21 protein-coding genes and 1 pseudogene are annotated in these 25879 nt (G+C 38.2%); 20 read left to right on the forward strand and 2 right to left on the reverse strand.

The window, feature by feature from the left end:
- Positions 1 to 162: 162 nt before the first annotated feature.
- The 10 genes from HFM85_RS07910 (at position 163) to cptIN (ending at position 10658) form a co-directional block, all read left to right on the forward strand.
- Complete coding sequence (locus HFM85_RS07910; protein WP_173737710.1) at positions 163 to 1593, forward strand: MobA/MobL family protein; 1431 nt, start codon at positions 163 to 165, stop codon at positions 1591 to 1593.
- Between the two features lie 17 nt (positions 1594 to 1610).
- The gene (locus HFM85_RS07915; RefSeq protein WP_117991963.1) at positions 1611 to 1982 is read left to right on the forward strand and encodes a TnpV protein; all 372 of its coding nucleotides are present in this window, start codon (positions 1611 to 1613) and stop codon (positions 1980 to 1982) included.
- 117 nt (positions 1983 to 2099) lie between these two features.
- Positions 2100 to 2831, forward strand: a complete 732-nt coding sequence (locus HFM85_RS07920; RefSeq protein ID WP_117991964.1) for a hypothetical protein — start codon at positions 2100 to 2102, stop codon at positions 2829 to 2831.
- A complete protein-coding gene (locus HFM85_RS07925) occupies positions 2832 to 3212 on the forward strand; it encodes a hypothetical protein (protein WP_173737711.1) in 381 nt (126 codons plus the stop codon).
- A gap of 547 nt (positions 3213 to 3759) precedes the next feature.
- On the forward strand, positions 3760 to 5046 hold the full coding sequence (locus HFM85_RS07930; RefSeq protein ID WP_173737712.1) for a metallophosphoesterase family protein: 1287 nt from the start codon (positions 3760 to 3762) through the stop codon (positions 5044 to 5046).
- A gap of 21 nt (positions 5047 to 5067) precedes the next feature.
- A complete protein-coding gene (locus tag HFM85_RS07935; protein ID WP_117991967.1) occupies positions 5068 to 6123 on the forward strand; it encodes a GTPase-associated system all-helical protein GASH in 1056 nt (351 codons plus the stop codon).
- 19 nt (positions 6124 to 6142) lie between these two features.
- The gene (locus HFM85_RS07940; protein WP_117991968.1) at positions 6143 to 7105 is read left to right on the forward strand and encodes a TRAFAC clade GTPase domain-containing protein; all 963 of its coding nucleotides are present in this window, start codon (positions 6143 to 6145) and stop codon (positions 7103 to 7105) included.
- Between the two features lie 13 nt (positions 7106 to 7118).
- Positions 7119 to 7931, forward strand: a complete 813-nt coding sequence (locus HFM85_RS07945) for a TRAFAC clade GTPase domain-containing protein (protein WP_173737713.1) — start codon at positions 7119 to 7121, stop codon at positions 7929 to 7931.
- Complete coding sequence (locus tag HFM85_RS07950) at positions 7921 to 9861, forward strand: GAP1-N1 domain-containing protein (RefSeq protein WP_173737714.1); 1941 nt, start codon at positions 7921 to 7923, stop codon at positions 9859 to 9861. The genes HFM85_RS07945 and HFM85_RS07950 overlap by 11 nt, the downstream gene beginning before the upstream one ends.
- Before the next feature lie 368 nt (positions 9862 to 10229).
- Complete coding sequence (gene cptIN, locus HFM85_RS07955) at positions 10230 to 10658, forward strand: type III toxin-antitoxin system CptIN family toxin (RefSeq protein ID WP_173737715.1); 429 nt, start codon at positions 10230 to 10232, stop codon at positions 10656 to 10658.
- A gap of 300 nt (positions 10659 to 10958) precedes the next feature.
- Here cptIN and HFM85_RS07960 read toward each other — a convergent pair whose 3' ends face one another.
- Positions 10959 to 11504 (reverse strand): tyrosine-type recombinase/integrase, encoded by a 546-nt coding sequence (locus HFM85_RS07960; RefSeq protein WP_243873837.1) that lies wholly within the window; start codon positions 11502 to 11504, stop codon positions 10959 to 10961.
- Positions 11505 to 11543: 39 nt separating this feature from the next.
- Here HFM85_RS07960 and HFM85_RS07965 point away from each other — a divergent pair, with 39 nt between their 5' ends.
- On the forward strand, positions 11544 to 12404 hold the full coding sequence (locus HFM85_RS07965; RefSeq protein WP_173737716.1) for a hypothetical protein: 861 nt from the start codon (positions 11544 to 11546) through the stop codon (positions 12402 to 12404).
- 250 nt (positions 12405 to 12654) lie between these two features.
- On the opposite strand, the gene HFM85_RS07970 is transcribed toward HFM85_RS07965, so the two are convergent.
- Complete coding sequence (locus HFM85_RS07970; RefSeq protein ID WP_173737717.1) at positions 12655 to 14034, reverse strand: IS4 family transposase; 1380 nt, start codon at positions 14032 to 14034, stop codon at positions 12655 to 12657.
- Positions 14035 to 14232: 198 nt separating this feature from the next.
- On the opposite strand from HFM85_RS07970, the pseudogene HFM85_RS07975 reads away from it, so the two are divergent.
- The 9 genes and pseudogenes from HFM85_RS07975 to HFM85_RS08015 all read left to right on the forward strand — a co-directional run.
- Positions 14233 to 14994 (forward strand): annotated as a pseudogene (locus tag HFM85_RS07975) (tyrosine-type recombinase/integrase); the annotation flags it as partial.
- Between the two features lie 224 nt (positions 14995 to 15218).
- Complete coding sequence (locus tag HFM85_RS07980) at positions 15219 to 15992, forward strand: NifB/NifX family molybdenum-iron cluster-binding protein (protein ID WP_173737718.1); 774 nt, start codon at positions 15219 to 15221, stop codon at positions 15990 to 15992.
- Positions 15993 to 16200: 208 nt separating this feature from the next.
- Entirely contained in the window at positions 16201 to 16911 is a 711-nt protein-coding gene (locus HFM85_RS07985; RefSeq protein ID WP_173737719.1) for a sulfite exporter TauE/SafE family protein, read from the forward strand.
- 44 nt (positions 16912 to 16955) lie between these two features.
- Positions 16956 to 18149, forward strand: a complete 1194-nt coding sequence (locus tag HFM85_RS07990) for a PucR family transcriptional regulator (RefSeq protein ID WP_173737720.1) — start codon at positions 16956 to 16958, stop codon at positions 18147 to 18149.
- 241 nt (positions 18150 to 18390) lie between these two features.
- Entirely contained in the window at positions 18391 to 19728 is a 1338-nt protein-coding gene (locus HFM85_RS07995; RefSeq protein WP_015525486.1) for an aminotransferase class III-fold pyridoxal phosphate-dependent enzyme, read from the forward strand.
- Positions 19729 to 19746: 18 nt separating this feature from the next.
- Complete coding sequence (locus tag HFM85_RS08000) at positions 19747 to 20874, forward strand: iron-containing alcohol dehydrogenase family protein (protein ID WP_173737721.1); 1128 nt, start codon at positions 19747 to 19749, stop codon at positions 20872 to 20874.
- 113 nt (positions 20875 to 20987) lie between these two features.
- Positions 20988 to 21323 (forward strand): P-II family nitrogen regulator, encoded by a 336-nt coding sequence (locus tag HFM85_RS08005; RefSeq protein ID WP_015525489.1) that lies wholly within the window; start codon positions 20988 to 20990, stop codon positions 21321 to 21323.
- A gap of 27 nt (positions 21324 to 21350) precedes the next feature.
- A complete protein-coding gene (locus tag HFM85_RS08010) occupies positions 21351 to 22886 on the forward strand; it encodes an APC family permease (protein WP_173737722.1) in 1536 nt (511 codons plus the stop codon).
- Positions 22887 to 23259: 373 nt separating this feature from the next.
- A complete protein-coding gene (locus HFM85_RS08015; RefSeq protein ID WP_173737723.1) occupies positions 23260 to 25878 on the forward strand; it encodes a cation-translocating P-type ATPase in 2619 nt (872 codons plus the stop codon).
- Position 25879 lies beyond the last annotated feature (1 nt).

Consider the following 25879-nt stretch of genomic DNA (forward strand, 5'->3'; position numbering starts at 1 on the left):
CTCGGCGATTGAGAGCGAAATACACCCATCGCACAAAACTAAAGTTTTATGATCTGTGTATTTCGCCCTGCCGGGAGCTATGCTGCCGATAGGCAGATAAGTTCGTAAACAGGTGCCTATGCACCTACTCACAATAAAGTCGGCGAGAGCCGGGGAAGGAGGATGCTTATAGGCAGACATTCATTTATCAGACAAAGCAAGCTGTCCGATGTGGCAGGAAGGATTGATTATATTTCCAATCCGAAACGACAGGAATATCTTTATGCGACCTATCAGACAGAAGGGGCAACACCGGAGTTTTGGAAAAATCTTGCGAGAGAAAATCAGTTGGACTTTAAGGCGAGTGGTTCGGCAGGGAAATGTATCGAGGGGCGTGAGTTCATCATAGCGCTTCCCGAAAGTTTTGTTCAGTATAGGGCAGATGATGTGGTAAGACTTTTTACGGAGACTTTCCATAAAAGATATGGCGTGGAGTGCATCGCTGCTCTTCATCACAACAAGACAAAGACGAATTATCATATTCATCTGGTATTCAGTGAACGGAAAATGTTGGAACAACCCGAAGTAAAGATTGCTACCCGAAATATGTTTTATGATGAGCAGGGGAAGCATAGACGCACAAAGAAAGAGATTTTAGATGAGCAGGGCAATCTTCGGGCGGGATGCAGTATCATCCCCAAAGGGGAAGTTTATGAAAGCCATATCTTCACGAAAAAGGATGAATGGTTTAAGAACAAAGCATTTACCAAAGAAGTCAAAGAACTGTTTACTGATACGATCAACCGATATGTAAAAGAGGAATCAGAAAAATTATCCGTATTCCAACAGGGCGGCGTATATCTGGCAACCAAGAAAATCGGAAAGAACAATCCGAAGGCAGAGGAGATAAAGGAGGACAATGCGGCAAGGCAGGAATGGAATCGGACAGTTGATGTGGCATTAGTCGAGGGCGTTCCCGAAGAAGATATTTTGAAGATCAAGCAGGAAAAAATCACAGACAAAACGCTGCAATCTATCAGGACCCATGGTTGGCTGCCGGATATGTTTCGTCAGATTATCCGAGGTGCGAAAGAATTTTTGCAGGAAGTAATTTTCAAATTTAAACTACCGCCGAAACCTGTACCAAAGATTGATTTGCAGGAGTGGAAAGATATGCGGAAGGTCATGTATGAATTGCAGAGACAGTCAACGGAGATAAAACGCACACAGCAAGATATTTCTTCTTTGAAAAAGCAACTGTCAGAGCTACGAGGACTATTTAAAGGCAAAGAGCGAAAATCTTTGGAGGGGAAAATTGAACTGTTAGAGGATTTGGAGAAACGTCTGCACAAGAGTTTGGAACAGATCGTAAAACGGGAAGGCTATCCAAATGTGCAAGCCTTTCAGAAGGTCTATAACAAGGCAGAAGAATTGATTATAGAATACAACGAAGAACTAAGGGCATGGAAAAATCAGACGGAACAGAAGAAAGAGAAACCGTTAGAACAGCCGAAAAAAGCGAGTGTACTGGAAAAGCTGCACAGCTATCAGCAGGAAGGCAGACAGCAGCCGAAACGATCAGTCAAGAAAAAATCTATGGATAGAGAACGATAAGAAAGGTGGAAACGATTATGAAGAAAACAATATTTGAAGAAATGGGCGGCACTTATATCAGACAAGGGGATTATCTTATCCCCTGTCTTACCTTGCCAGAGGAAGAACAGAGATTTATCGGCGTATGGGGACAAAGGCATTTACGTTATTTGAAAGAACATAAGAGAACGGTTTATATTACTCTGCTTACAAGTGGCAAGCTGAATAGTTATCTTGCAGATATAGAAGAACAGGCACAGGAACACTTTGAAAGGATTATAGAGCAGATGAAACAGGTGCAGGAAATTACAGAGCAGTTAAAAGCAGAAAATCAGATGGAATGGGTAGCGAGAACGAACAATATACAATCGTGTGCAAGGGAGATTGTGGAAAATGAAATATTATATTGAAATGAGATACAGAAAATGTCGTTTAGAAAAATGCGGTACAAAAACTTGACAAACATAATGTATGGTGTTATATTATACTCGTAAAGAGTTAAGCGGTACAAAAAAGGAGGATATGTTATGGGTAGACCGGGATATTTATCTTTATATGCTGATGAAAGAACGCAGCAAATTTTTGATGATTTTGTAAAGACTAAGGGAATAACTAAAAGCACTGCACTTACTGAAATGTTAGAAATTTATATGTTATGTGCAGATGAGAAATTGTACCTCGAACTGAAGAAAAAATACTTGGGTGTGGAGGTAGCTAAGCAAGAATTGATTCAGAGAACAGACACAAACGCTATTAATGATTACATTTTTATAAAGTTGGGAACGGCGTATGATGTGGAGGGAAATCCTCTTTCAGGAAAGGAAACAATCGAAACCTATATGAGAACTTGTAAAGAAAATGGTCTGGGGTATAGTTGGTTCTCAACTCAATCGTTGCACTTTGGGATGGCAAAAAAGAAGGTTTCCTATTATAATCAACTAATTTCTCAAGGCGAAACAGTACGAATGCTGTTTGCAATCGGTGGCGATTTAAATGATATTTATTGTTCGGCAATAGTACAGGAAATTGTGTCAGATAAAGAGTTGTCAGTTTGCCCAGGAGAAGCAGAAAGTGTGCCTGAAGAATTTGGCAGTGAAGAACGAGCGAAGATATGGATTAAGATTACGGACATTCAAGAAGAAAAAGGGTTGAAGGCTGCTATGTTTAAAGTTAGAAGTACAGATGCTAATCTGAAACAAGTTATTTCTAATTCACAGTTTCACTTTGGCTATGTTTATGTACCGGAAATGGAGGATTAAATGCTTTGTTCTATCAATTCTGGAAAATATGTAAAAACTCTTCCTCACAAGAAAAACTATGATAAATGGCATAAACACCTGTCGGATGAAAATTATGCCAAAATAATTGATGAACTGGGAAAACGAATTGATTCACAGGAAATCAATACTGCTGGTTGGATTCCCGGGCATGATTGGACGGGAACAGTATTTGAGCCAATATATTATGCGTGTGGTAGAAATGAACGTCAAGCAGGGATGTTTTTTGGACTGATTTTGTTTAATTATCTAATGCACAGACCGGATGGTGTTTGGGGATTTGGTCGCTTCGAGAAAGATGGTGTGCCGATTGAAAGTACAACCTACTTTGAAATAAAGAACCCACCATCGGATTGTTTATAGAATTTGAAAAAGTGAAGAAGTATTAAGTTGCTTTTCTAAGCAAAACCGCTTGTAATTTGAGTCGGAACATATTGCTATTATCCACAGTTATAGAGCGTGTGTTATCAATGCCGATAACAAAATGATAACATTAGCTCATATAGGCAGGATAATATGGATAAATCAAATAATCAAAAGAACTATAAACACGACAACGAATAATTTCTAAACAAAATTGATTAGCAATTGTCAAATTCGAATAAAAAAATTTGACACGAAGTATCTTAAATGACAGACAGTCTATGTGATTGTCTGCTGTTTGTATATTATCTGTATTTTATTAGTTATATTCAATGACGTTATCAGTAAGCAGAGGGCTGACTTGAAAAAGTAAATTCCAGTGCAGAGGTGGATTTTAAAATTTTATTTTAGAGGTGCCAATTTTATGATGAGGTATTATTGTCAGAGGAATATAAATGAATTATAATTTATAGGAAGGCTGCAATTGACAAATAATGATCTTATGATTTTGGAAAATTAATAAAGGAATCATATTCTGAGGTGAAATATGGGCGAGATATCATTTATTCATTTATCGGATATTCATTTTAGAAGAACAAGTGGTAATAGCTATGATATAGATAGCGATTTGCGAAATGCTGTTTTGATGGATATAAAATATAATTTGAAAAAAGATGTAGGAAATGTGAATGGAATTTTACTGGGTGGAGATATTGCATTTGCAGGGCGAGAAGACGAATATAAGATTGCAAATAGCTTTTTAAAAGAAATTGCGGTTAGTTTAGGAAAAGAAGAATGTAATATATTTTGCGTTCCAGGGAATCATGATGTGAATCAAGATATTACAAGGCAGAGTAGAAGTGTGTATGTTGCTCAGTGTGATATAGATTCAGCACAGAATTTAGATGAAGCGGATTGGCTTTTAGAAAAATATATGTTGGATTCAAGTAATCCTAATTTGTTGTATAAGCCAGTAGAACAGTATAATAAATTTGCTGAATTATATGCATGTAATATTGATTCAAAAAAACCTATATGGGAAAAATATTTTGAATTAGATAATAATATGAAGCTTAAGCTTGTAGGATTAAATTCGTGTATTATTTCTAATCACGATGATCATAAAGAAAAAGGTATTGATCGAGAAATGATCATAGGACAAAGTCAGATTCCTAAATATGAAGAAAATATTGTGTGTGTTTCTCTTTGTCATCATCCTGTTGAGTTTTGGAAATTTGTTGACGTTATACAAGATAGGATAGATAAACGAATTGATGTTCAACTGTATGGACATAAACATGAACAAGCAGTTAGCAAAACGCAGGAAAGATTAGTGATTAATGCGGGAGCAACACAGCCAACGAGAGGAAAGGATTGGCGACCTAGATATAATTGGGTGAGCTTTGAATGTTTTCTTAAAGATAATGACAGGCATATAAGGGTTAAAACATTTCCTCGGGTTTTATCAGATGATCGAGACAGATTTACACCTGATAAAGATAATTGTGATATTGGGAAGAATTATTTTATATATGAGCTAAATATTGATAAAAAAAGAAAAAAGAATTTATATGATTATGAACAGTGTTCTTGTCTGCCAAAAGAATCAAGAATAAAAGAAATCAATTTAGAGGAGATGACAAAGAAAATAGGGTATGATTTTTTGGATCTTTCAGACGTGCAACGACTTGAGATAATGTCAGAACTTCAGCTAATCCATAACGAATATAAAGGGAAAAGTGCCAGTCAAATTCTAGATTTTGTTATGGCGGATGTAAAAAAGAAGGGGTATCTAGATAAATTTTATAAGTTGATTAAGAAAAAACAGATTTAATTTAAAGAGTGAGGTAGTATTATGACAGTGGAATTAGAAAGAAAGTTTTATAAGTGGTATAAAAGAATTAATATAAGTTGCGATGAACAGAAAACAACTAATAGATGGGATGGTATACAAAATGCGGTAGGTTTATTTGAAAATTTAGTTGATATATCAGGATTACTAAAAATATATTATAGATTATCGTTTGACGTTTCAATAAAAGATCAATTTGTTGAATGTTTTGCAACAGAGGATAAATCATTTGATGAAACGAATGAAGAAGAAATGGTTATTTTAGCGGGAGGAGTTCTAGCCCAATTATTGGGACAAGAGAACAATATATTTGTAGCATATTCATTATTAATATTAGATACATATTATGAGGCACCTTTAAAAGAATTATCTGATATGGCAAGTAGTGTGCTCTCTGATATGTCTAAAGAAATTAAAAAATCTGAAGAGAGCAATTTAGATACAATAAAGAAAATTGATTTAAAAGAGGTAGAAGAAATTATTTCAGAAACGTCAGACTTGACTGAAGAAGGGGTAGATAAGTTAGTTACAATTATTAAATTATTGAATGAAAATATGAATATACTAGTTCAAGTATTAGGAAATGAGAATAGAAAATATCAAGAGGATACCGGAATCCTGAGTTGGATTGTAGGGGAATGGAGTGATATTTTAGAAATGCCTTTAATGGAGGTAAAAAAAGTAAATGGGGCTTTTGTTATAGGGGCAGAATTGTCAGATTTAGTAAAGTTATACCCAGGTCCGTATGCGGCAAAAGCGTTTATAAAAAGAATGTTAGATAAATGTATTGATGATGTGACGGAAATTACGCTAACAGAATTTATTGATAGGCAAGATGAGAAAATCAGGAGTTTTATGGTGAAGAAGTACGGAAAGGATTGCGATAATAGGCTTTTACCAATAATTTCTGCAATTAAAGCATCACTTAGTGTGGATGAAGCTAAATTATGGACACCTGTTTATAAAAAAGCATGGAAAATCAACCCTGATGAAATTAGATTTGATTTGCTAACATGGTCAGAATTGATGTATCGGGAATGTATGATTAGTACATACTAGGATGAGAGGAATCTAATAAATGGACAACATAAATGAAGAAAAAATAGAGGACATATTAAGTGATGAAATAGATCTTGAAGATTCGGATTCTACCGAAGAAAGCAATAGCGAAAGTTCTGATGCTATATATTATCTGAACTCAGGAGAAGCATTGAATAGTAAAGAAACGTACGAAATTACTGCAAGGGAAAAAACTAAGTTAGTGGTTTTGGCTGGACTTGCGGGAAGTGGAAAAACAACAATAGAAACTAGTTTGTATCAAATGTTTCAGAAAAAAACTGTGGGTGGGTTTTATTTTGCTGGTTCCAATACTATTCAAGGGTATGAGCAAAGAGCTTTTTTTACTAGAACAAAATCAAGAGGAACAACGCCAACAACTCAGCGAACTAGCCTAGAGATTGGTCGTTCGTTTTTGCATTTAAGATTATGGGAAAGAGAAACAGACGAATTTTGTAATTTATTGTTTGCAGATTTGTCAGGTGAAGCATTTGAGACGCATATCGGGCGAGTTGATGAAGTGAAGCAAGACTTTCCTTTTATGGATAGAGCGGATTACTTTGTGGGTGTATTAGATGGAGAAATGATAAATAATAAGCGTAAAAGGAATGGAGCGGTAGCTGCAATGATTGAATTGGCGCGAACATTTTATGATGCAGAGCTAGTTGGTAGAGGGTGTGTTTTGCAAATAGTTTTTAGCAAATGTGATGTGTTTAGCGATGATATTGAAACAATATTAAAAAAAGTTGAGCAACGTATTTGTGAGCAATTTAAAAATATGTTTCTCAATATTCAATTCTATAGAGTTGCTGCAATGCCAGAGTTCGTAGGTAAATTTGAAGTTGGATATGGAATAGAAGAGCTGTTGAAGAGTTGGATGAAAAAGAAAGAAGAAGTAAAAGGTGAAGAAAAGACTGAAATAGATAAATCATTATCGGAATTTGACAGTTTGTTTTATAAGCTGTTGGGGGGTACAAATGAATAGGAAAATATTTATTATGGGTGCACCGAATGCTGGCAAAAGTACATATTTAGCAGCTTTGTGGCATAGTGTTATCCAAACTGAGATGCCAATAAAGTTTAAATTAAAAAGGATGGAGAAAGACACTCAATATCTTTATAGTTTGGAAAAAAAGTGGTTAGCTGTTGAACCATTAGAGCGAACTGTCATAGGACAGGAAGTGTCAGAATTAACTCTTCTATTAACAGACGGAAATCAAGATTTAGAAGTGGAATTTCCAGATTTATCTGGAGAGACATTTCAAAATATATATGAAAATAGAGAAATGTCCCAGCATCTATATCAAAAGATTTGCGATGCAAATGCAATTTTATATTTTATTAATGTGGAGAATATTTATCATGGACAATTAATTTCTGAAGTTTCAGAAGAAATTCGAAATGCTGGACAGGAAGAGTACAGAGAGAGAAAACCGAGTCAAGATGATCCGACTCAAATACAAATTATAGATTTATTACAAGCCATTGCAGAGATTAAAAGAAGTCAAGTAAAGCTTGGAATTATTTTTTCTGCATGGGATCTGATTGATGATATGGAGAATGTTAATCCGAGAAAATATTTAAAAAATAATATGAATATGCTTTGGCAGTATTTAGAAGCAAATTGTCGAAAGTTTGATACGGTAATCTGGGGAGTAAGTGCATTAGGTGGAAAATTAGATGATTTTGAAGAACTTTTGGATATAGAAGATCCTATAACGAGAATTAAAGTTATAAATGAGAATAAGTCTATTTCACACGATGTCACATCAATTATTGCTGAAATGTCAGGTGAAACAAATGGGTATTGAAAAGACGATTATTGAACAAACATTGCATGGTTATTCTAATGGTCATAGATTATTAAGCTTTTCAAAAAAATTCTCAGACAACGAAATAAAGAAGATGACCATTTTAAGTGATTTATCTGGAAATGAATTCGTAAATGGATTTGAAAAATATTATACAGGATATAGATTAAATAGTGACACGATAGTACTTGCTTGTACCTGGTACGCAACTGAGATGAAAAGACCAGGATGTGTATGGACCCATTCTTTAATTTTTTCTGAAAATGATTTGAGAAAATATGGGGGTGAGATGGGGGCAGTTTTTTCACTATTTAGAAAGCCTAAAAATAATAATGATTTTTCGTATTATAATAAATCATTAGAAATTGATTCTGAAAGCAAGTTTGATTTTGATAAACAAAAATTAAAATATTTAATTTGGTGTTTATGGGGCAATAGGTCACCTTTAGTTGTATTCTCAAATTGTGCTTCTGAATATGAAAATGAAATAGTATATTTATTTTTAACGCAGCATGACATATTGGAAGAGAACTTCTCGTTTTGTACAGGATCGGTTTCGTTAAGAAGTATTGAACAAACGATAATGAATTTCCAAATCGCACCTGATAAATTATCAAGAAGTGGATTTCAGATAGGAAATGGTGTAGTCGAAGCAAAAGAGGAAAGAATAATAAAAAGTTATCCAATGTGGGTTAATAAAGCATCGGAATATCTAGTATTAGATAATATAAAAGACTTTAAAAAATTTGTATCAGGATTTTCTAATACTTATAAACGGTCAAATTATTTTTCAGCATTTATGAAATTATATGTTGGTTCTAGAGCAGAAAGCAAAAAACTTAGTTTAGATAGTCTGTTGCAAATGGCTTCTGCAATATTTAATGAAAAAAAGAATATATGTAAAGAAATTGTAGATTTATATTTTCAGAACTATTTTTCATATTGGACCGGGGAGGGAAATTATGTAAATACTCTAAAATTTTTCATTGATAATTTGTGGTTAGATGTTAATAGAAAAAATATTGAAAAGATGGTAATGGGAGGCATAGAATCAGAATATGAACAAATTAAATTGTTATTTAACAATATAGTAGGTTCAGAAGAGAATAGTGTCATTGAAGAAATATTAGAAGTGCTTGCACATAACATTAACTTGAGCCTTTTTGAAGATTTTACTAATATGAAATATGAATGCTGCAGTATAATGATTACATTGAATTCAGAATATGCTCAGTGTCATGGATTATGGAATCAAAATAAGGGATTTCAGCAGGGAATAATTAGGTGTTTGGATCCCAAGCAAGGTGATGAAACGCTTAAAAAACAGATAATATCAACGGTTCTTGCAGTAAGTGATTTTGATTTGGCATATGACTTATATAGAGTTTATGGTGAAGTATGTATAAATGTATTTTGGAATTACGCTATGCTAAATTTAAATGGGAAAAGTATTAGGGGAATAAAACAGATTATAGGAAAAGATACATCTAAATGTATTGCAATGATAAAAGATAATCTGAAGGATAGAGAGTGTTTGCTATTTTTGATAGATATTACAAATTCTTATAATTATTCTATAAAGAATATAACGGAAAATGAACTAAAACAGTTATTTAAAACACTCAAACCAGAACTATGCAATAAAAAAGAGCAAGAATCTTTAGCGCGGTTTCTAATACCAATATGTCTTATAGACGATTTTATGGTTGATACGGAAATAGTTCGATTTGCTTATATACAGGTGAATCGTTTACTAGCGACACAATCTTTTCCAGAATATGAATGGGAAAAATTGGAAGAATTATTGCCGGAAGTGGCTTGGTATAATAATTGGGATCGGTGCAAGCGGCTCAGAAAAGGTTTAAAGAAAAAAGGATATCAAATAAAAGAACTAAAAGAAAAGGAAGAATTGCCGAAGTATCTTTTATAGCATGGTTGGAATTTAAAGGGATATAATGAAGACTTTTATTTTTTTAATATTTACTGTATACCAAATCGCTAAAAAAGTCTCCTGAAGTGTGTTCAATTACAATACTATGATGAGAGGGGATATTTCATAGTCTGTAAATAACTGGACCCGTTGGAAAATAATTATTTACTACAGGTCCAATTTTTCATTATCATACTTCTGTATAGAGAAATCTCTTATTCGTAAACGCTCAATAGCGAGTACCTTTCTTTAAATTTTGGTGTTTGAGATAATAGTCTAAAAAGTTAAGTCAAGATAGTATGAAAAGTTTAATACTCAACTTTTTATACCGGGAAGGAGTTAGACTATGAGTTCTCAAACAAGTTTAGTTGCCTGATCCGTATCTCAAGGGGAATAAGGTAGGCAATAGACCACATTATTATTGTTTTGAAGATAATGTTACGGGAATTTATTGGATGATACCGCTTTCTAGCAGAATAGATAAATTTCGGAAAATAATAGAGAAAAAGGAACAGGTGGGTGTTGGAAAACCTTGTGATATTCTGCATATTGTGAAATTGGACGATAGTCGAGAAAGTGTATTTTTAATACAAGATATGTTTCCGATTACAGAGGAATACATAGAACGTGAGTATACGATTGCCAGAAATCATTTGATGTTGACCAGTGAACATGCGGCAAAAGTAATTGAGCAGAAAGCAAGAAAAGTGTTGGGAATGTTAAAGCGTGGTGTGAAGTTTATGCCTACACAGCCGGATGTGCTATCAATATTAGAGAAATTAAAGCAGAAAGAGTAGTGTTTCATGGCTCTATTTTGGCTCTAATAATTTGGTATGAGAAAAATATCAGATAAAATACAGAGAATATGAATACAAAACAACACAAATGTGTACTGAAAAGTGCCTAGATTATTCCGCCCGCACCCGAATTCGAGTAAGAGCCACAAGTCTTGGAATCAGCTAAACAAGCGGCTTCCGAGACTTTTTCTTTTGCTCTGCTACTAATTTGCTACTAATAGCAACTACTCTTTTTTTATCGTTTTCATATGTTGGCTTTAACTTTAATAGCAAGAAACCCTGATGACTGCGGGATTTCTTCTATATGATCTTTCTTTGTGGAATCTGGATGATTTTCCCTGATGCGGTATTTGGTGGTACTAATACAGGTCCGAACTGAGGTCGGGCGGTTACATCTGAAACATTGTTCTGCGTCACTTCACATGTGATACATGCGGCTTCAAGCAGAGGGGTATTAGATGGTGGTTCAGGTGTTGGCGAATCTGTTGCCTGCAATGATTCCAGACTATGCACAAGCTCCTGCTGTTTATGTGGAAACAGATGGGAGTATGTGTTAAGGGTTGTGGATACTTTTTCGTGTCCGAGCCTGTCTGCTAACATTAAGGCATCACAGCCCTGATTTATAAGTAAGCTGGCGTGCGAGTGCCTGATATCGTGGATTCGGATCTTCTTTACACATGTGTTTTTACAACCTCTTATCATTTTGTGCGAGAGATATGATTTTGTTACCGGGAACAGCCTTTCATCTGCGTCAAGCATATATTTTGACTGGATATAGTCTGATAGTTTCTGGCAGAGAAAATCCGGAATCGGAAGTTTGATAATGATGTTCTTATAATCTAGCATACATTATCCTCCTGTAATAAATGTATTTTCATTCAATGGATGAATACACTTATTATCGCTGAGGCTGAATTAATAATCAAAGATGATGCGACCGCTCAGCTTCGCATTTCGGCCGTTTTGCTCCGCAAAGCCGGCCGTTTGGATGTGCCATATGCATTAAAACTAAGAAGGGAAAAAATACTTATGATTGAATCTATTTTAGAAACTATTTTCCTATGCATAATAATAATTTCATTAGCATTATCTTTCATACAATATATTGGAATCAAAGTTGATACAAAAACATACGAACCTGAAATTACATATATTGGAGACTATGTTCAAAGTGTAATTATTTTTTTGGCTATTTCGTCATTAGGTTTATTAATATATGTATATATTTATTTCAATAATATGAAAAGCTCGGCTTGGTATGACAGTGGTTTATTATTTATTGTGTATAGTGCCGTTACAGGATTTATCATTAACATTATTTACAGCGTAATAATGAATATCATTAAATTTTTTGATAAGACAAAATCAACTTATTTTTTAAAGGATTATGAAAAAAAATGGACTTGGATACTCGTTATGCTTGCATATCAAATATATTATCTTTGCAATCAATTATACACTTATGGTTTTGCGTATCTGGCGTTAATTTTAAGTTACTTTTTTTGGATGAATCCTACAAAATTGGCATTTGAAGAAAAAATATCTGAGTTTAAATCTCTGACTCGTTCATACTGGTGTTGTTTTGTATTTATAATTATTTGTGGATTTGTTTCAATCCGTTATTCGAGTTTTCCATATTCTATTGCTGCTATTGTTGGAATAATATTAGGATTTATTATTGGAATCTTTCTTATGACTTGTATTTCTAAAAAAATGAAGAAAACAGATGAAATAAAAAAATTATAGACATTTCATAAACGAAGGAAGTAGTTTGATTTAGGCAGCTTTTATTGTCATACCTATTATGATATCGCGATACTATCATTCTATGAGATTATGGTAATGCTTCAATTTTCTTTCGAGTTTTTTGATAAAAACTCGAAAGAAAATTCGGTGAGTAACTTAAGATTTAGTAAAGTTACTAACTAAGACTTCCCATACCTAAAATGGGATTCGCACCTTGAAAATTCAATATTTCAGCTAACAAAATAGCAATTTATGCCACTACAGCCTTGGGATGGAGTGCATTTCGCAGATATTCCGGCAGCCTTGCTTCAAAATCAGTGGTAAAAGCAGTCAGTTGTTCATCACTGAGCTTTAAATTTTCTTGAAGGCTCGCCATTAAGGCATCCATTAGGATGCCAAGTGATCTGTTGAAAGTAATGTCTGCCATTTCATCAACAAGGAAGAAGAACAGTTCCCCAAGAGTTCGCTGATCTTCATTTTGTCTCTGTTCCATTGCAAGTAACATATATCTGGTAAACACAATGGCCACATGGGCTGTCAGTGTATCATAAGATAAACTATGGCATTCTCCAATCAGGTTCAGCATGGATTTACAGGTCTTGAAGAAAACCTCGATCTGCCAGCGTTTCCCATAAATACGGATGATCTCTTCTTCGGAAAGAGTAGTATCTGTACAGATAAAGGCAAGCCAATCCTTGCGATTTGCTTTGTTCCTTACGCAAACAATTTTTGCAGGAATTGGATTTTCTTTTCCTACCATAACATCAACAGAAAGCAGATACTTTGATCTTCCGCGGCGTTTTTTATTCCGGGAATAGATCTCTTTGATATTCAGCTGTTCACCACAGTACAAATATTTAATCCGGCTGCTTTTCTTGATCATGGCAATCACATCCATACCTCTTGAGTGAATGTCTGTGACCTGTGCCGGGTTGGAAAACCAGGAATCAAACAGGATATAATCCGCTTTCAGTCCTACACTGATGGCAGTATCCAACAGTGTCATCAGTGCTTCCGGTGCTTTTGTCTGAGCAAGCTTGCGTCTTTTGCCTGCAAGGGTTCTGTTATCAAAGGTCTTTACCGGGCCAATGATATTTGTATCTTTTGCGGATGCCAACAGACAGCTGTTAACAGGAATCAATGTATTTCCATCACTCCAGCTTAAAGTAAGCATTCGGAAGCCTTTTTTGAAATGCATATCCGTGTGGTCAAAAACTCTTGATCCCAGTTCTGTTTTCTTACAGCTTGTGCGATTAAAAAGACTGTCATCAATGATGAATACATTTTTTCTTTCTTGGTTTGTCAGATCACGACTGTCATTATTCACGATATCTGCTGCAAGAAGAGAAGTAAAACGGAGCCAGTTTGTTTTTGTAGAATTAAGGAAGCGATAGAAAGTGTTTTTAGAAAACTGTTCCTTAAAAGAGCCGGTCCGTTGCTGCATATACATACTTCTTCCGATAAAAATGTTACTGAGCTTGTAACGAAGCAGGGAAACAGGTGAAACACCTTTTTCTTTCATTCCGTTGCATTTAGCAAGAAGTTTGCCGACATGATGTTTGGAAAAAAATCTTTGAACACAGTCGATTAAGTCGTTCTCATCGAAATAGTTTTGTGGTATACTGGACATGGCATAAATCTCCTTTGTAAAGATGGTTTCTAGTCAACTCCATTATACCAAAGTGAACAGATTTATGCCTTTTTTATTGGCTGAAATATTGAATTTTCAAGGTTCAACACACCGCATCGGTGTGGGAAGTTTTAGTAAAGTTATGTAAGTTTAATTGAATTCATTCATAGCATCCACATAATCCTGTAATCCATTAGGTTTGTGGATATTTATTTGACGGATTTGGAGCCGAGAATAAAACGCAATACGTTCCTGACAAAAAAGCACATTATTGAGACCAAGATTCTGCCATATTTCGGAAAAAGGAAGTTGGATGATATTCGTACTTCGGATGTCATCCAGTGGCAAAATGAGATTATGAAACTGAAAAAGGATAATGGGGAGTTGTTCTCCCAAACTTATCTGAAAACGATTCACAATCAGCTCAGTGCCATATTAAACTATGCAGTCAATATGTATGGACTAAAGGATAATGTGGTACGAAAAGCCGGAACTATGGGGAAGGAAGAAAATAAGGGAATGGAGTTCTGGACACAGGAGGAATTTCAGAAATTTTTGGAGCGTGTGGCAGATAAGCCGATTTCGTATTATGCATTTGAAATGCTTTACTGGACGGGAATACGAGAGGGAGAATTGCTTGCCCTGACACCGGCGGATTTCAATTTTGAAAAGAAAACTCTTCGGATAAATAAGTCATATCAGAGGCTTGAGGGCGAAGATGTGATTACGGATCCGAAAACACCAAAGAGTAACAGGACAATCGTCATGCCGGATTTCCTTGCTATAGAAATGGAGGATTTTATAAAAAGCATATACGGAATAAAGATGAACGACAGAATTTTTACCATTTCAAAAAGTTATCTTCATCACGAAATGGATAGGGGAGCAACGCTTGCAGGAGTGAAAAGAATCCGGATTCATGGATTACGACATTCCCACATTTCTCTGTTAATCAATTAGAACCGTCTGTTTTGATGGGATTAATTTCTGTTATGACAGACTGTTTTTTCTATTCCATTATCAATAGTTGATTTGCGGAAAACATCGAAATATATGTGTCGTGAGGAGAAGTTTATGCTGTATATAATACTATTAGCTGAGTTATATGGACATATGTCAAAAATGTTATTGACATATGCCTTTTATAGAACTATTATGTAAGAAAAGCGAGAAAGGAGCAGTTTATGCCGAGACCAGTAAAATGCAGAAAAGTTTGCCATTTCCCCAATGTTTTAGAATTCTTTCCGGCAGATGATACTGAGAAAAAAACACCTATTGTTCTGACGGTAGATGAGTATGAAACCATCCGTCTTTTGGACAAGAAAGGTTATAGTCAGGAGCAGTGCGCAGCATCTATGCAAGTCGCAAGAACAACCGTTCAACGAATTTATGAGATTGCCAGGAAGAAAATAGCAGATGCACTCATTGATGGATATCCGCTTAAAATTGAAGGTGGAGATTTCAAAATCTGTGATGGTCAGAGCGGTAACTGTAGGCTTGGAGGATGTTATAAGCAGGAGCTTCATCAAAAATATGCAGCAGAAAAAGGAGAAGGTATCATGAGAATAGCAGTAACGTATGAAAATGGACAGATTTTCCAGCACTTTGGACACACAGAGACATTTAAGATTTACGATGTAGAGGAAGGAAAAGTAGTACATTCAGAAGTAGTAGATACGAATGGAAGCGGACATGGTGCATTGGCAGGAGTTCTTAAAGCATTGAATGCAGATGTTTTGATCTGTGGCGGAATCGGAGGCGGTGCACAGACAGCGTTAGCGGCAGCCGGCATTAAGCTTTTCGGAGGAGTTTCCGGAGATGCGGATGAAGCAGTAGAAGCGTTTATCAATGAAACACTCGATTATAATCCGGATGTGAAGTGTTCTTATCATGAGCACAGCCACGGGGAAGGACATACATGTGGCGAGCATGGATGTGGAAGCCATAGCTGTCATTAAGAAAAATAGCAAAAAATAATAATACAAAAGAATGTGTCAAGGTAATGGAGAAAGGCAACTGTTGACTTTTGCTTTTTAGCGTGCTAAAATCGAGAGTGTAGAAAAACAAAGACGTTTTGCAGTCATTATTGCAAAGCGTCTTTTTATTTTATCAGCAGTGATAAAGAGTGTGCGGTAAACAGATAATACAGAAAAGGAAGAATGCTTTATGAAAGAATTGTTATTTTTGCTTGTATTGTTTGTTTCTAATGTTATTCAGGCTATCACAGGGTTTGCCGGTACGGTATTGGCGATGCCGCCTTCCGTTTATTTGCTTGGGCTGGATCATGCAAAGGTGGTCCTGAATGTTATGGCCTGGCTGTCCGGACTGATGATCGCAGTGACCGGATATCGACATATAAACTGGAAAGAATTGCTTAAGATGTCTGCGGTCATGTTGTTTGGAATGTTTGCAGGGATACAGATCTGCCGGATCGTGAAATCTGAAAATATTCTTCTGACAATATATGGAATCATAATCGTCGTAGTTGCATTAAAGAATCTGTGCATCCATACAGAGAAAAAACTTCCGGATCTCATTTTGTGGATAGTTCTGATCCTGGCAGGGATAATTCATGGTATGTTTGTATCAGGAGGGGCTTTACTTGTGATCTATGCAACACAGGTACTGAAAGAAAAAGAAGAATTTCGTGCGACAGTGGCCCCTGTATGGGTGGTGCTGAATTTTTTTCTGATGGTTACCCAGTTCAGGAGCGGCCTGGTTGGAACGGCAGATATTCGACTGATCTGTATCAGTATCCTGCCATTACTTATAGCTACATGGTTAGGTAAAAAGCTAGTATGTAAAGTATCCCAGAGGGTATTTCTGAATCTGACTTATATACTGCTTCTGATATCTGGAGTATCTTTGATCGTCTGATGCAGTTGATCGCAGGAAGCTGCGGTGGAGAAAGGTGTATAAATATGGCAGTAACATTGCGTGAGATCATAAAACAGGTACAGCATCTGGAGATGAAGCTGGTAGCAGGTGAGACAGGACTGGATCATGAAGTGTCATGGACTCATATGGTAGACAGCGACACGATTTCTGCATTTCTGCAGGGACAGGAGCTTACTTTTACAACTGGATTAGGATTGAATGAAAATCTGACTCTTCTTCGTCTGGTAAAGGAAGTATGGCGAAACAAAGCCAGTGGAATCGTGATCAATACAGGGCCTTATATCAGTGAGATCGGACAGGATGTTATTGATTTTGCAAATGAAAAGGGATTCCCGGTATTTGAAGTACCGTGGAGGGTTCGAATGGCTGAAATCATGCGGATCATATGTTTTGCAATAACAAAAGAGCAGCAGAACGCAATTGAGGTTGCGACGGCACTGAACAAAGCCTTTTTATGTCCGTCGCAGGAAGAACTGTATGTTTCGGCACTGATGCGAAAAGGGTATTTTACAGACAGTGCATATACGGTTGTGAATGTGTGTGTTCTGGAAGACAATGATCGTGTAACAGGAACAAGGCTAGAGCAGATTTTATCTAAACTGAGCAGTCATATCCGCTGCAATTATAATGGGATTTTGTGTTGTGCCCAGGAAAAGCAGATCCTTCTGGTTCTGTGTGATTATTCTGATGAAGCATGCAGAAAAACTACAGAGAGGATTTTTCAGATACTATGCAGGATGGTATGTCAGAAGGAACAGATTTTTGTAAGTGTAAGTAAGCAGATTTCCGGGATCAGGCAGATTTATAAGAGCTATCAGTTTGCGGAAAAAATGTCTGATCTATTATGTGTCTGTCAGGTTCCGGGCGAGCAAAGCACAGATGGCGGAAAGATTATTTTTTACAAAGATCTTGGGATTTACAGGGTACTGCTCACACTTACAGATAAGGAAGCAATAAAAGAATATCTGGCAGATACAGTAGCTCCATTGTATGAATATGATGAGATGAACCACTCAGATCTGGTCAGAGTACTTCAGTGCTACCTGGCTAACGACTGCAGTGTCAAAAGTGCGTCACAGGAATTGATCGTACATCGAAATACAATTAATTATAAGCTTGGAAAGGCCGCTGAGATACTTGGAAAAAATCTTTCTGATTTTGATGTGCGTTTTCAGCTGAGGCTGGGTTTCCTGTTATATCAGATGAATGAAATGTAAAAGGAAAATGCGGCAGCAGAATAATAACGATTGTGCTGCAGCACAAAAATAATTGGATAGATGCCTATTGCAGACAGCCAGTGTCGAGAGTAATATATGACTCAGATAAGACAAAGGCGTCTGGTTCACAAATGAATGTGGGCCGGGCGCTTTTCTTATTCTACAACAAATAATAAGTTTGTTTACCGCAAAAATGAACAATATTTAAAACTGAATTACAGATAAAGAGGAGGAAGTTATTATGAGTTTAACAGGAAAAGAAGTAGCACAGATGCACAAAGATTATGTGATGCAGTCATGGGCAAGATCAGGAGCAGATACTTTACCGGTAGAAAGAGCTGAGGGAATTTATTTTTACGATTATGATGGAAAAAAATATGCAGATATGGCTTCACTTCTGGTGTGTTCCAACCTCGGACATGAGCTTCCGGAGATCGTTGAAGCGATCAAGGAACAGGCTGATAAGATGTGCTTCATGGCACCGGCATATGCATCCGAGCCTAAGAGCATGCTGGCAAAAATGCTTGTAGAAGCAGCAGGAGCAGATACATACAAGAGAGTTTTCTTCACAAATGGTGGAGCAGAATCCAATGAGAATGCTATAAAAATGGCACGTATGGTAACCGGAAGAACCAAGATCTTTTCCTGCTACAGAAGCTATCATGGAGCTACACTTGGAGCATCCAATGCTTCTGGTGACTGGAGAAGATATGCAGCAGAGATCGGTGGTGCAAATGGGTTCGTACACTTTATGAACCCTCAGATGTATCGTGACGGATATACAAAAGGAGTTGATGATGCAGAGGTAACGAAAAAATATCTGGATGCGCTGGATCTGCAGCTCAGATATGAAGGCCCCGGAAATGTGGCAGCGATCCTGATGGAGTCTATAGTAGGTGCAAACGGTGTCATTCTTCCTCCAGACGGATATATGGAAGGTGTTCGTGCACTTTGTGACAAATATGGAATCCTTCTGATCTGTGATGAGGTTATGGCAGGATTTTACCGTACAGGAAAAATGTTTGCATTTATGAATTTCGACATGAAACCGGATATCATTACATTTGCAAAAGGTGTTACCTGTGGTTATGTACAGCTGGGCGGATGTATTGTAAGTAAAAAGGTTGCGGAGTATTTTGAGGAAAATGTTCTTCAGTGCGGACTTACTTACAGTGGACATACACTTGCATGTGCGGCTGGTGTAGCAGCAATGAAATATTATAAAGAACACGACATCGAGGGCCATGTAGCTGAGATGCACGAGATCGTTGCTCCGTTTATGGATGAGATGGTAAAGAAGCATAAATGTATTGGTGAAGCAAGATGTATCGGTTTGTTCGGTGCACTTGAAGTAGTCAAGAATAAAGAAACCAGAGAACCGATGCAGGAATACGGCGTACCCGGACCGGTAATGCCGTGGATATTTGCAGAATTAAAGAAACGTGGTTTTGCAACTTTCGGACGTGAGAACTTTATTGAAATCTGTCCGCCACTGATCATCACGAAAGAGGAGCTGGAAGAGTATCTCCCGATCCTTGATGAAGTGCTTACAATGGTCGATGAAAAATTTTGTGACTGATAAAGCAGGAGGTAGCCTATGAACTGGGATTATCTACAGCCGGTAAAAATTCATTTCGGCAAAGGTAGAGTAAAAGAAATCAAAGAAATAGTCAGAGAGCTTGGCTGCGAAAGAGGCCTTCTGGTGGCAGGACCGTTTTTCTTTAAAAGCGGTCTTGCCGAAAAGGTCATAAAAGAGTCAGAAGGAATGATCGTTGCTTCTTTTGGAGATGTTTCTCCAAACCCGGACGTTGCAGAGGTAGATGCCTGTGCGGAAGTGATCCGGCAGAAAAATATCGGATTTGTGGTAGCACTGGGTGGAGGCAGTCCCATGGATTGTGCCAAAGCAGCTGCCAGTGTAGCTCTGACTCCGGATTCCATCCGTAAGTATCATGGAACCGGAGTAGCAATGCCGGAGAAACATCTTCCACTGATCGCAGTTCCTACGACTGCAGGAACAGGAAGTGAAGTGACCTGTGTATCAGTTCTTTCGGATCATGCAAATGGAAAAAAAGCGCCGATCGTATCAGAGGGATTTTATCCGGCAGCAGCTATCATTGATCCGGAACTTACTTATACAATGCCACCGCAGGTTACGGCAGGAACAGGAATTGATGTTCTTTCCCATGCGATCGAAGGCTATTGGAGCAAAGGTCATCAGCCGATCTGTGATGTACTTGCGATGCATGCAGCAGAACTGGTATTCAAATATGTTTACAGAGCATACAGGAAGCCCGATGATGAGGAAGCAAGGGAGAAAATGTGCGAAGCATCTTTGATCGCAGGATTGGCGTTTACTTTACCGAAAACTACTTCGTCCCATGCGTGTTCATTTCCATTGACCAATATTTATCACATCCCGCATGGCGAGGCGTGTGGCCTGACCCTGGATTATTTTATAAGAATCAATGCAAAAGGCGAAGGTGGTGAACGTGTAGAGGAATTTGCCAGAAGGATTGGATTCAAAGATGCAGAAGAGATGGCGGATGCAGTTCTTGAATTAAAGAAAAAAATGGGATTGCGGTGTGATCTGAAGGATCTGGAGCTTGATGATGATCAGATTGCGGAGCTGGTTCGCATCAGCAGACACCCGAACCTTTATAACAATCCGGTAGAGATCACAGACGAGATGCTGGATGAGATGTATCGATATCTGGCCGGAAAGTGAAAGATTTTGATTGAATATTGAAAAAAATAATGATAATATAGAAAGAGACGATGGAGTCCGGATACTTTGGTATCTGGGCTCTTTTTGTATTTATGGATGGGAGATGAAGGATTATGAAACTGATCACAGCAATCGTAAGACCTGAGAAAGTGATGGACGTCATCAAAGCACTGGAGCAGGAAGGATATTTTGCTTTTTCAAAATGGGCAATTTCAGGAAGAGGTAAGGAAAAAGGAATTCAGGTAGGGGATGTCCTTTATCAGGAAATGGCAAAAAACATGCTGTATATTACTGTTGGGGACAAAGAAAAAGATGAGGTTGTAGATATTATCATTAACAGTGCAAAGAGTGGGCAGTATGGACATTATGGTGATGGAAAAATTTTTGTTTCCGATATCAGTGAGGCATATACGATCAGTGAAGAAACCAGAGAAGATGATGATGAATGATATGCTTGATGAAGCAGGAGGATATATATGGGTGAAAGAAATAAAAGAACAAAATTAAAAAAATCCATGGGACCTGGTTCGATCTGGGCAGTTGCAGTTGGTTCCATCATTGGATGGGGATGTTTTATACAGGGTGGTCTCTGGACAGAACGTGCAGGTGGACCGCTCCCACTGTTTCTGGGATTTCTGGCAGGCGGTCTTTTAATGATCGTGGTAGGCTACAGCTATTCTTATATGATCGCAAAATTCCCGGTAGCGGGTGGTGAATTTGCCTATGCATATAAAGGCTTTGGAAGAACTGCTTCGTACATATGCGGATGGATGCTGTCGCTTGGATATCTGTCTATTGTAGCTTTGAATGCAACGGCACTTCCGGTATTGGCATCCTATATTTTTCCTGGAGTCTTTAACAGAGGTTACCTGTATACAATTGCAGGATATGATGTATATATGGGTGAAGTCGGATTATCCCTGTTCTTTATCATACTTTTCGGGATCATGAATTACAAAGGTGCGAAATCTGTAGGAAATCTTCAGCTTGCGATGGTCCTTATCATGTGTGCAGCGGTTGTTGTATCTGTCATTGGTGTGATCGCAACAGGACATTTTGATGCTTCAAACTTGCAGCCGGCATACGGAGCCGAAGGCAAGTCTCTTGGAAGCGGTTTTGTATCTATCCTGGCATTGGCTCCGTTCCTTTATGTAGGATTTGACTGTATTCCACAGGCGGCAGAAGAATATGATTTTCCACCACAGAAGTGCAAAATGCTGATCATTTCAGCATTGATCGTAGGTGCTTTGATCTATGGTGCAATGGCACTGGTGACAGATTGTGTTGTTCCCTGGCAGCAGGTTCTGACTATGACAGATGCGAATGGAATTCTTGTAAAATGGCATACAGGTGCAGTTCTTGATCTTGCAATGGGAAAAATTGGTGTGTGCTTTGTGGCACTGGCAGTGTGCATGGGGATTTTTACCGGTATGAACGGATTCTTTATGACATCCAGCCGTCTTTTATTTGGTATGGCAAGAGCAAAAATGCTTCCGTCAGCTTTTGAAAAGGTTCATCCGGAGCATAAAACTCCGTCCATATGTGTTGGGTTTACCATGATCATCTGCTGTATCTGCCCATTTTTCGGCAGAGAAGTGATCGGCTGGGTTGTAGATATGTGTTCCGTAGGTACTGCGTTCGGATATTTCTTTACCTGTGCAGGTGCTTATATTCTTCTGAAAAAATATGGCGATGATACAGATACAAATAAAATCCATCCGGCAGTAGCAATGGGCGGCTGCGTGATCTCTGTTGTAATATTGCTGCTCCTGATCGTGCCCGGTTCTCCAGCATTCATGGCTCCACAGTCCTTTGCAGCACTGATCGTGTGGGTGTTGATGGGAGTTACCTTCTATTTTGTTTCAAAGAAAAATTTTGCGAAAGTCACTAAGAGGGAAATGGATTATCTGATTCTTGGAAATGTGCAGGTAGTTCGAGGACTGAGAAAAGGAAAAGATCAGGGAAGAGTTGTACAGGGAAATATTGTGGCTGATCAGAGTAATAAATCTTAAAAGGTAATAAAACGGCTGCAGGCCTATAATACTTTCAGGGTAACAGAAAAACTTCCATTCAAAAAATGGGAGTTTTTCTGTTACCGGAGTATCATATTTGCAAGGTGTGATTTATAAAGTATCTTGACAGAGGTACCGATTCTGTTATACTATTAAAACTGATAAAGGGGAGTAACCTACGTTTGGAAATCTGCGTTTGCAGTGTCGTCAGTACGGTGGAAACATCCGGCGCTGCAGGGAAATGGTGAGACTTTTATTGCATTTTTTGTTGTGCAATAAAGGTTTCTTTTTTTATATCATTTTATCAAAAAAATCCTTCATTGCATAAAAAAATTACAGTCGGTGAATATTTGCAAAAAAGGAGGCAAAGGTAATGAAAGAAATTTATCAGCAGACAGCAGAAGAAGTTCTCGAGCGTGTGGAAAGCAGGGAATCAGGGCTTACCGATGGACAGGTCAGACGGTCCAGAGAGAAGTGCGGATGGAATGAGCTTGCAGAAGGAAAGAAAAAAAGTATTTTGCAGATCTTTTTTGAACAGTATAAGGATTTTCTGGTGCTGATCCTGATCGCATCGGCAGTGATATCCGGTATGCTTGGAGATGTGGAAAGTGCAGCAGTTATCGTGATCGTTATTACGATCAATGCGATTTTGGGAACCGTGCAGACCGTAAAGGCTGAGCAGTCTCTGCAGAGTTTAAAGAAGCTTGCCGGTCCGGAGGCAAAAGTATTGCGTGATGGTGTGGCGGTACAGCTTCCGGCAAGAGAACTGGTTGTAGGAGATGTGATCCTTCTTGAAGCAGGTGATATGATCCCTGCGGATGGAAGATTGATTGAAAATGCAAGTCTTAAGGTCGATGAAAGTGCTCTTACCGGAGAAAGTCTTGCGGTTGAAAAGAGTATGGACATTATTTTGGAGGAAGCACCGCTTGGTGATCGGACAAATATGCTGTTTTCCGGAAGCTTTGTCACATATGGGCGTGGCAGAGCGGTTGTAACGAATGTAGGAATGCAGACAGAGGTTGGAAAGATTGCGGGACTTCTGAAATCGACTTCGGAAAAACAGACGCCACTTCAGGCGAATCTGGATGATTTTGGAAAGAAGCTTTCCATTCTGATTCTGATATTTTGCGGAATTCTGTTTGCGATCAGTGTATTCCGCGGTGAGAAGATCAGCAGTGCATTTATGTTTGCAGTAGCACTTGCAGTCGCAGCGATTCCGGAAGCTTTAAGCTCCATCGTGACGATCGTCCTTTCTTTCGGAACACAGAAGATGGCAAAGGAGCACGCGATCATTCGTAAGCTCCAGGCTGTGGAAGGTCTTGGAAGCGTTTCTGTTATCTGTTCGGATAAGACCGGAACACTCACACAGAACAAAATGACAGTAGAAGATTATTATATTGATGGAAAAAGAATCACAGCAGATGCAATTGATGTAGCAGATCCGGCGCAGAGATGTCTTTTGAACTACAGCATTTTATGTAATGATTCAACAAATGAAAATGGAGTGGAGATCGGAGATCCGACGGAAACGGCATTGATCAATCTGGGCAGCCGGTACGGAATCGAGGCTGCAGGTGTAAGAAAGCTTTATCAAAGAGAAGGAGAGCTTCCATTTGACAGTGACCGTAAGATGATGTCAACACTTCACAGAATTGATGGTGAGAACCGGATGATCGTAAAAGGTGCGGTTGACCGGCTTCTGGAGCTGACAGACAGAATCTGGACAAAGGACGGAGTTCGGGAAATCACAGAAGCAGATAAAGAAAAGATCCAGCGCCAGAATCAGGAATTTTCAATGGAAGGGTTACGGGTACTGGCATTTACCTATCGTGAAATTCTGGAGAAGCATGTATTGACGACAGAAGATGAGAACCATCTGGTATTTCTTGGTCTGATCGCTATGATGGATCCGCCGAGGGAAGAATCAAAGGCTGCAGTTGCAGAATGTATAAAAGCGGGGATCCGGCCGGTCATGATCACTGGAGATCATAAGATCACAGCAGCTGCAATTGCAAAGAGAATCGGAATTTTACACGATCTGTCGGAGGCCTGTGAGGGTGCTGATATTGAAAATATGAGTGATGAGCAGCTGAAGGAATTTGTCCCGAATATTTCTGTGTATGCAAGAGTGTCACCGGAGCACAAGATCCGCATTGTCCGTGCATGGCAGGAGAAGGGGATGATCGTGGCAATGACCGGAGATGGTGTGAATGATGCTCCTGCATTGAAACAGGCAGACATTGGTGTTGCAATGGGAGTGACAGGAACCGAAGTCGCAAAGGACGCTGCGGCAATGGTGCTTACAGATGATAATTTTGCAACAATTGTAAAAGCAGTGGAAAACGGACGAAATTTATATCAGAATATCAAGTATGCGATCCAGTTTCTTCTGTCCGGAAACTTTGGCGCGATCCTGGCAGTTCTTTGTGCATCCCTTGCAGGACTTCCGGTTCCCTTTGCACCGGTACATCTGCTGTTTATTAACCTTTTGACAGACAGCCTTCCGGCGATTGCATTAGGTGTGGAGCCTCACAGCAGTGAGGTGATGAATGAGAAACCAAGATCAGCAGACGAGTCAATACTGACAAAGGATTTTCTTGGCAAAATCGGTCTGGAAGGCCTGGTGATCGGTGTAATGACGATGATCGGATTTTTGACAGGATATCATCAGAATGGTGCGCTTCTTGGAAGTACCTATGCTTTCGGAACACTTTGTCTGGCACGTTTGTTCCATGGATTCAACTGCAAATCGGATCATCCGGTTATCTTTACAAAACGTTTCTTTAATAATAAATGGCTTCAGGGAGCATTTGCACTTGGTGCAGTACTCATTACCGTTGTACTGACGGTTCCGGGATTCCATCTCCTGTTTAAAGTAGAGACGCTGGATCTGATGCAGCTTGGCTGTGTATATTTGTATGCGTTTGCAAGTCTTCCGATCATTCAGCTGCTTAAATGGATACGCATGAAATTAAGAAAAAGAGGAGAATGAT

The sequence above is a fragment of the Blautia schinkii genome, assembly GCF_013304825.1.
GTDB lineage: Bacteria > Bacillota > Clostridia > Lachnospirales > Lachnospiraceae > Blautia_A > Blautia_A schinkii_B.

Excerpts from the sequence above, each read along its gene's own strand:
- HFM85_RS07910 (WP_173737710.1), top strand. The coding sequence starts at position 163 with ATGCTTATAGGCAGACATTCATTTATCAGACAAAGCAAGCTGTCCGAT.
- HFM85_RS07915 (WP_117991963.1), top strand. The coding sequence starts at position 1,611 with ATGAAGAAAACAATATTTGAAGAAATGGGCGGCACTTATATCAGACAA.
- HFM85_RS07920 (WP_117991964.1), top strand. The coding sequence starts at position 2,100 with ATGGGTAGACCGGGATATTTATCTTTATATGCTGATGAAAGAACGCAG.
- HFM85_RS07925 (WP_173737711.1), top strand. The coding sequence starts at position 2,832 with ATGCTTTGTTCTATCAATTCTGGAAAATATGTAAAAACTCTTCCTCAC.
- HFM85_RS07930 (WP_173737712.1), top strand. The coding sequence starts at position 3,760 with ATGGGCGAGATATCATTTATTCATTTATCGGATATTCATTTTAGAAGA.
- HFM85_RS07935 (WP_117991967.1), top strand. The coding sequence starts at position 5,068 with ATGACAGTGGAATTAGAAAGAAAGTTTTATAAGTGGTATAAAAGAATT.
- HFM85_RS07940 (WP_117991968.1), top strand. The coding sequence starts at position 6,143 with ATGGACAACATAAATGAAGAAAAAATAGAGGACATATTAAGTGATGAA.
- HFM85_RS07945 (WP_173737713.1), top strand. The coding sequence starts at position 7,119 with ATGGGTGCACCGAATGCTGGCAAAAGTACATATTTAGCAGCTTTGTGG.
- HFM85_RS07950 (WP_173737714.1), top strand. The coding sequence starts at position 7,921 with ATGGGTATTGAAAAGACGATTATTGAACAAACATTGCATGGTTATTCT.
- HFM85_RS07960 (WP_243873837.1), bottom strand. The coding sequence starts at position 11,504 with ATGCTAGATTATAAGAACATCATTATCAAACTTCCGATTCCGGATTTT.
- HFM85_RS07965 (WP_173737716.1), top strand. The coding sequence starts at position 11,544 with ATGAATACACTTATTATCGCTGAGGCTGAATTAATAATCAAAGATGAT.
- HFM85_RS07970 (WP_173737717.1), bottom strand. The coding sequence starts at position 14,034 with ATGTCCAGTATACCACAAAACTATTTCGATGAGAACGACTTAATCGAC.
- HFM85_RS07980 (WP_173737718.1), top strand. The coding sequence starts at position 15,219 with ATGCCGAGACCAGTAAAATGCAGAAAAGTTTGCCATTTCCCCAATGTT.
- HFM85_RS07985 (WP_173737719.1), top strand. The coding sequence starts at position 16,201 with ATGAAAGAATTGTTATTTTTGCTTGTATTGTTTGTTTCTAATGTTATT.
- HFM85_RS07990 (WP_173737720.1), top strand. The coding sequence starts at position 16,956 with ATGGCAGTAACATTGCGTGAGATCATAAAACAGGTACAGCATCTGGAG.
- HFM85_RS07995 (WP_015525486.1), top strand. The coding sequence starts at position 18,391 with ATGAGTTTAACAGGAAAAGAAGTAGCACAGATGCACAAAGATTATGTG.
- HFM85_RS08000 (WP_173737721.1), top strand. The coding sequence starts at position 19,747 with ATGAACTGGGATTATCTACAGCCGGTAAAAATTCATTTCGGCAAAGGT.
- HFM85_RS08005 (WP_015525489.1), top strand. The coding sequence starts at position 20,988 with ATGAAACTGATCACAGCAATCGTAAGACCTGAGAAAGTGATGGACGTC.
- HFM85_RS08010 (WP_173737722.1), top strand. The coding sequence starts at position 21,351 with ATGGGTGAAAGAAATAAAAGAACAAAATTAAAAAAATCCATGGGACCT.
- HFM85_RS08015 (WP_173737723.1), top strand. The coding sequence starts at position 23,260 with ATGAAAGAAATTTATCAGCAGACAGCAGAAGAAGTTCTCGAGCGTGTG.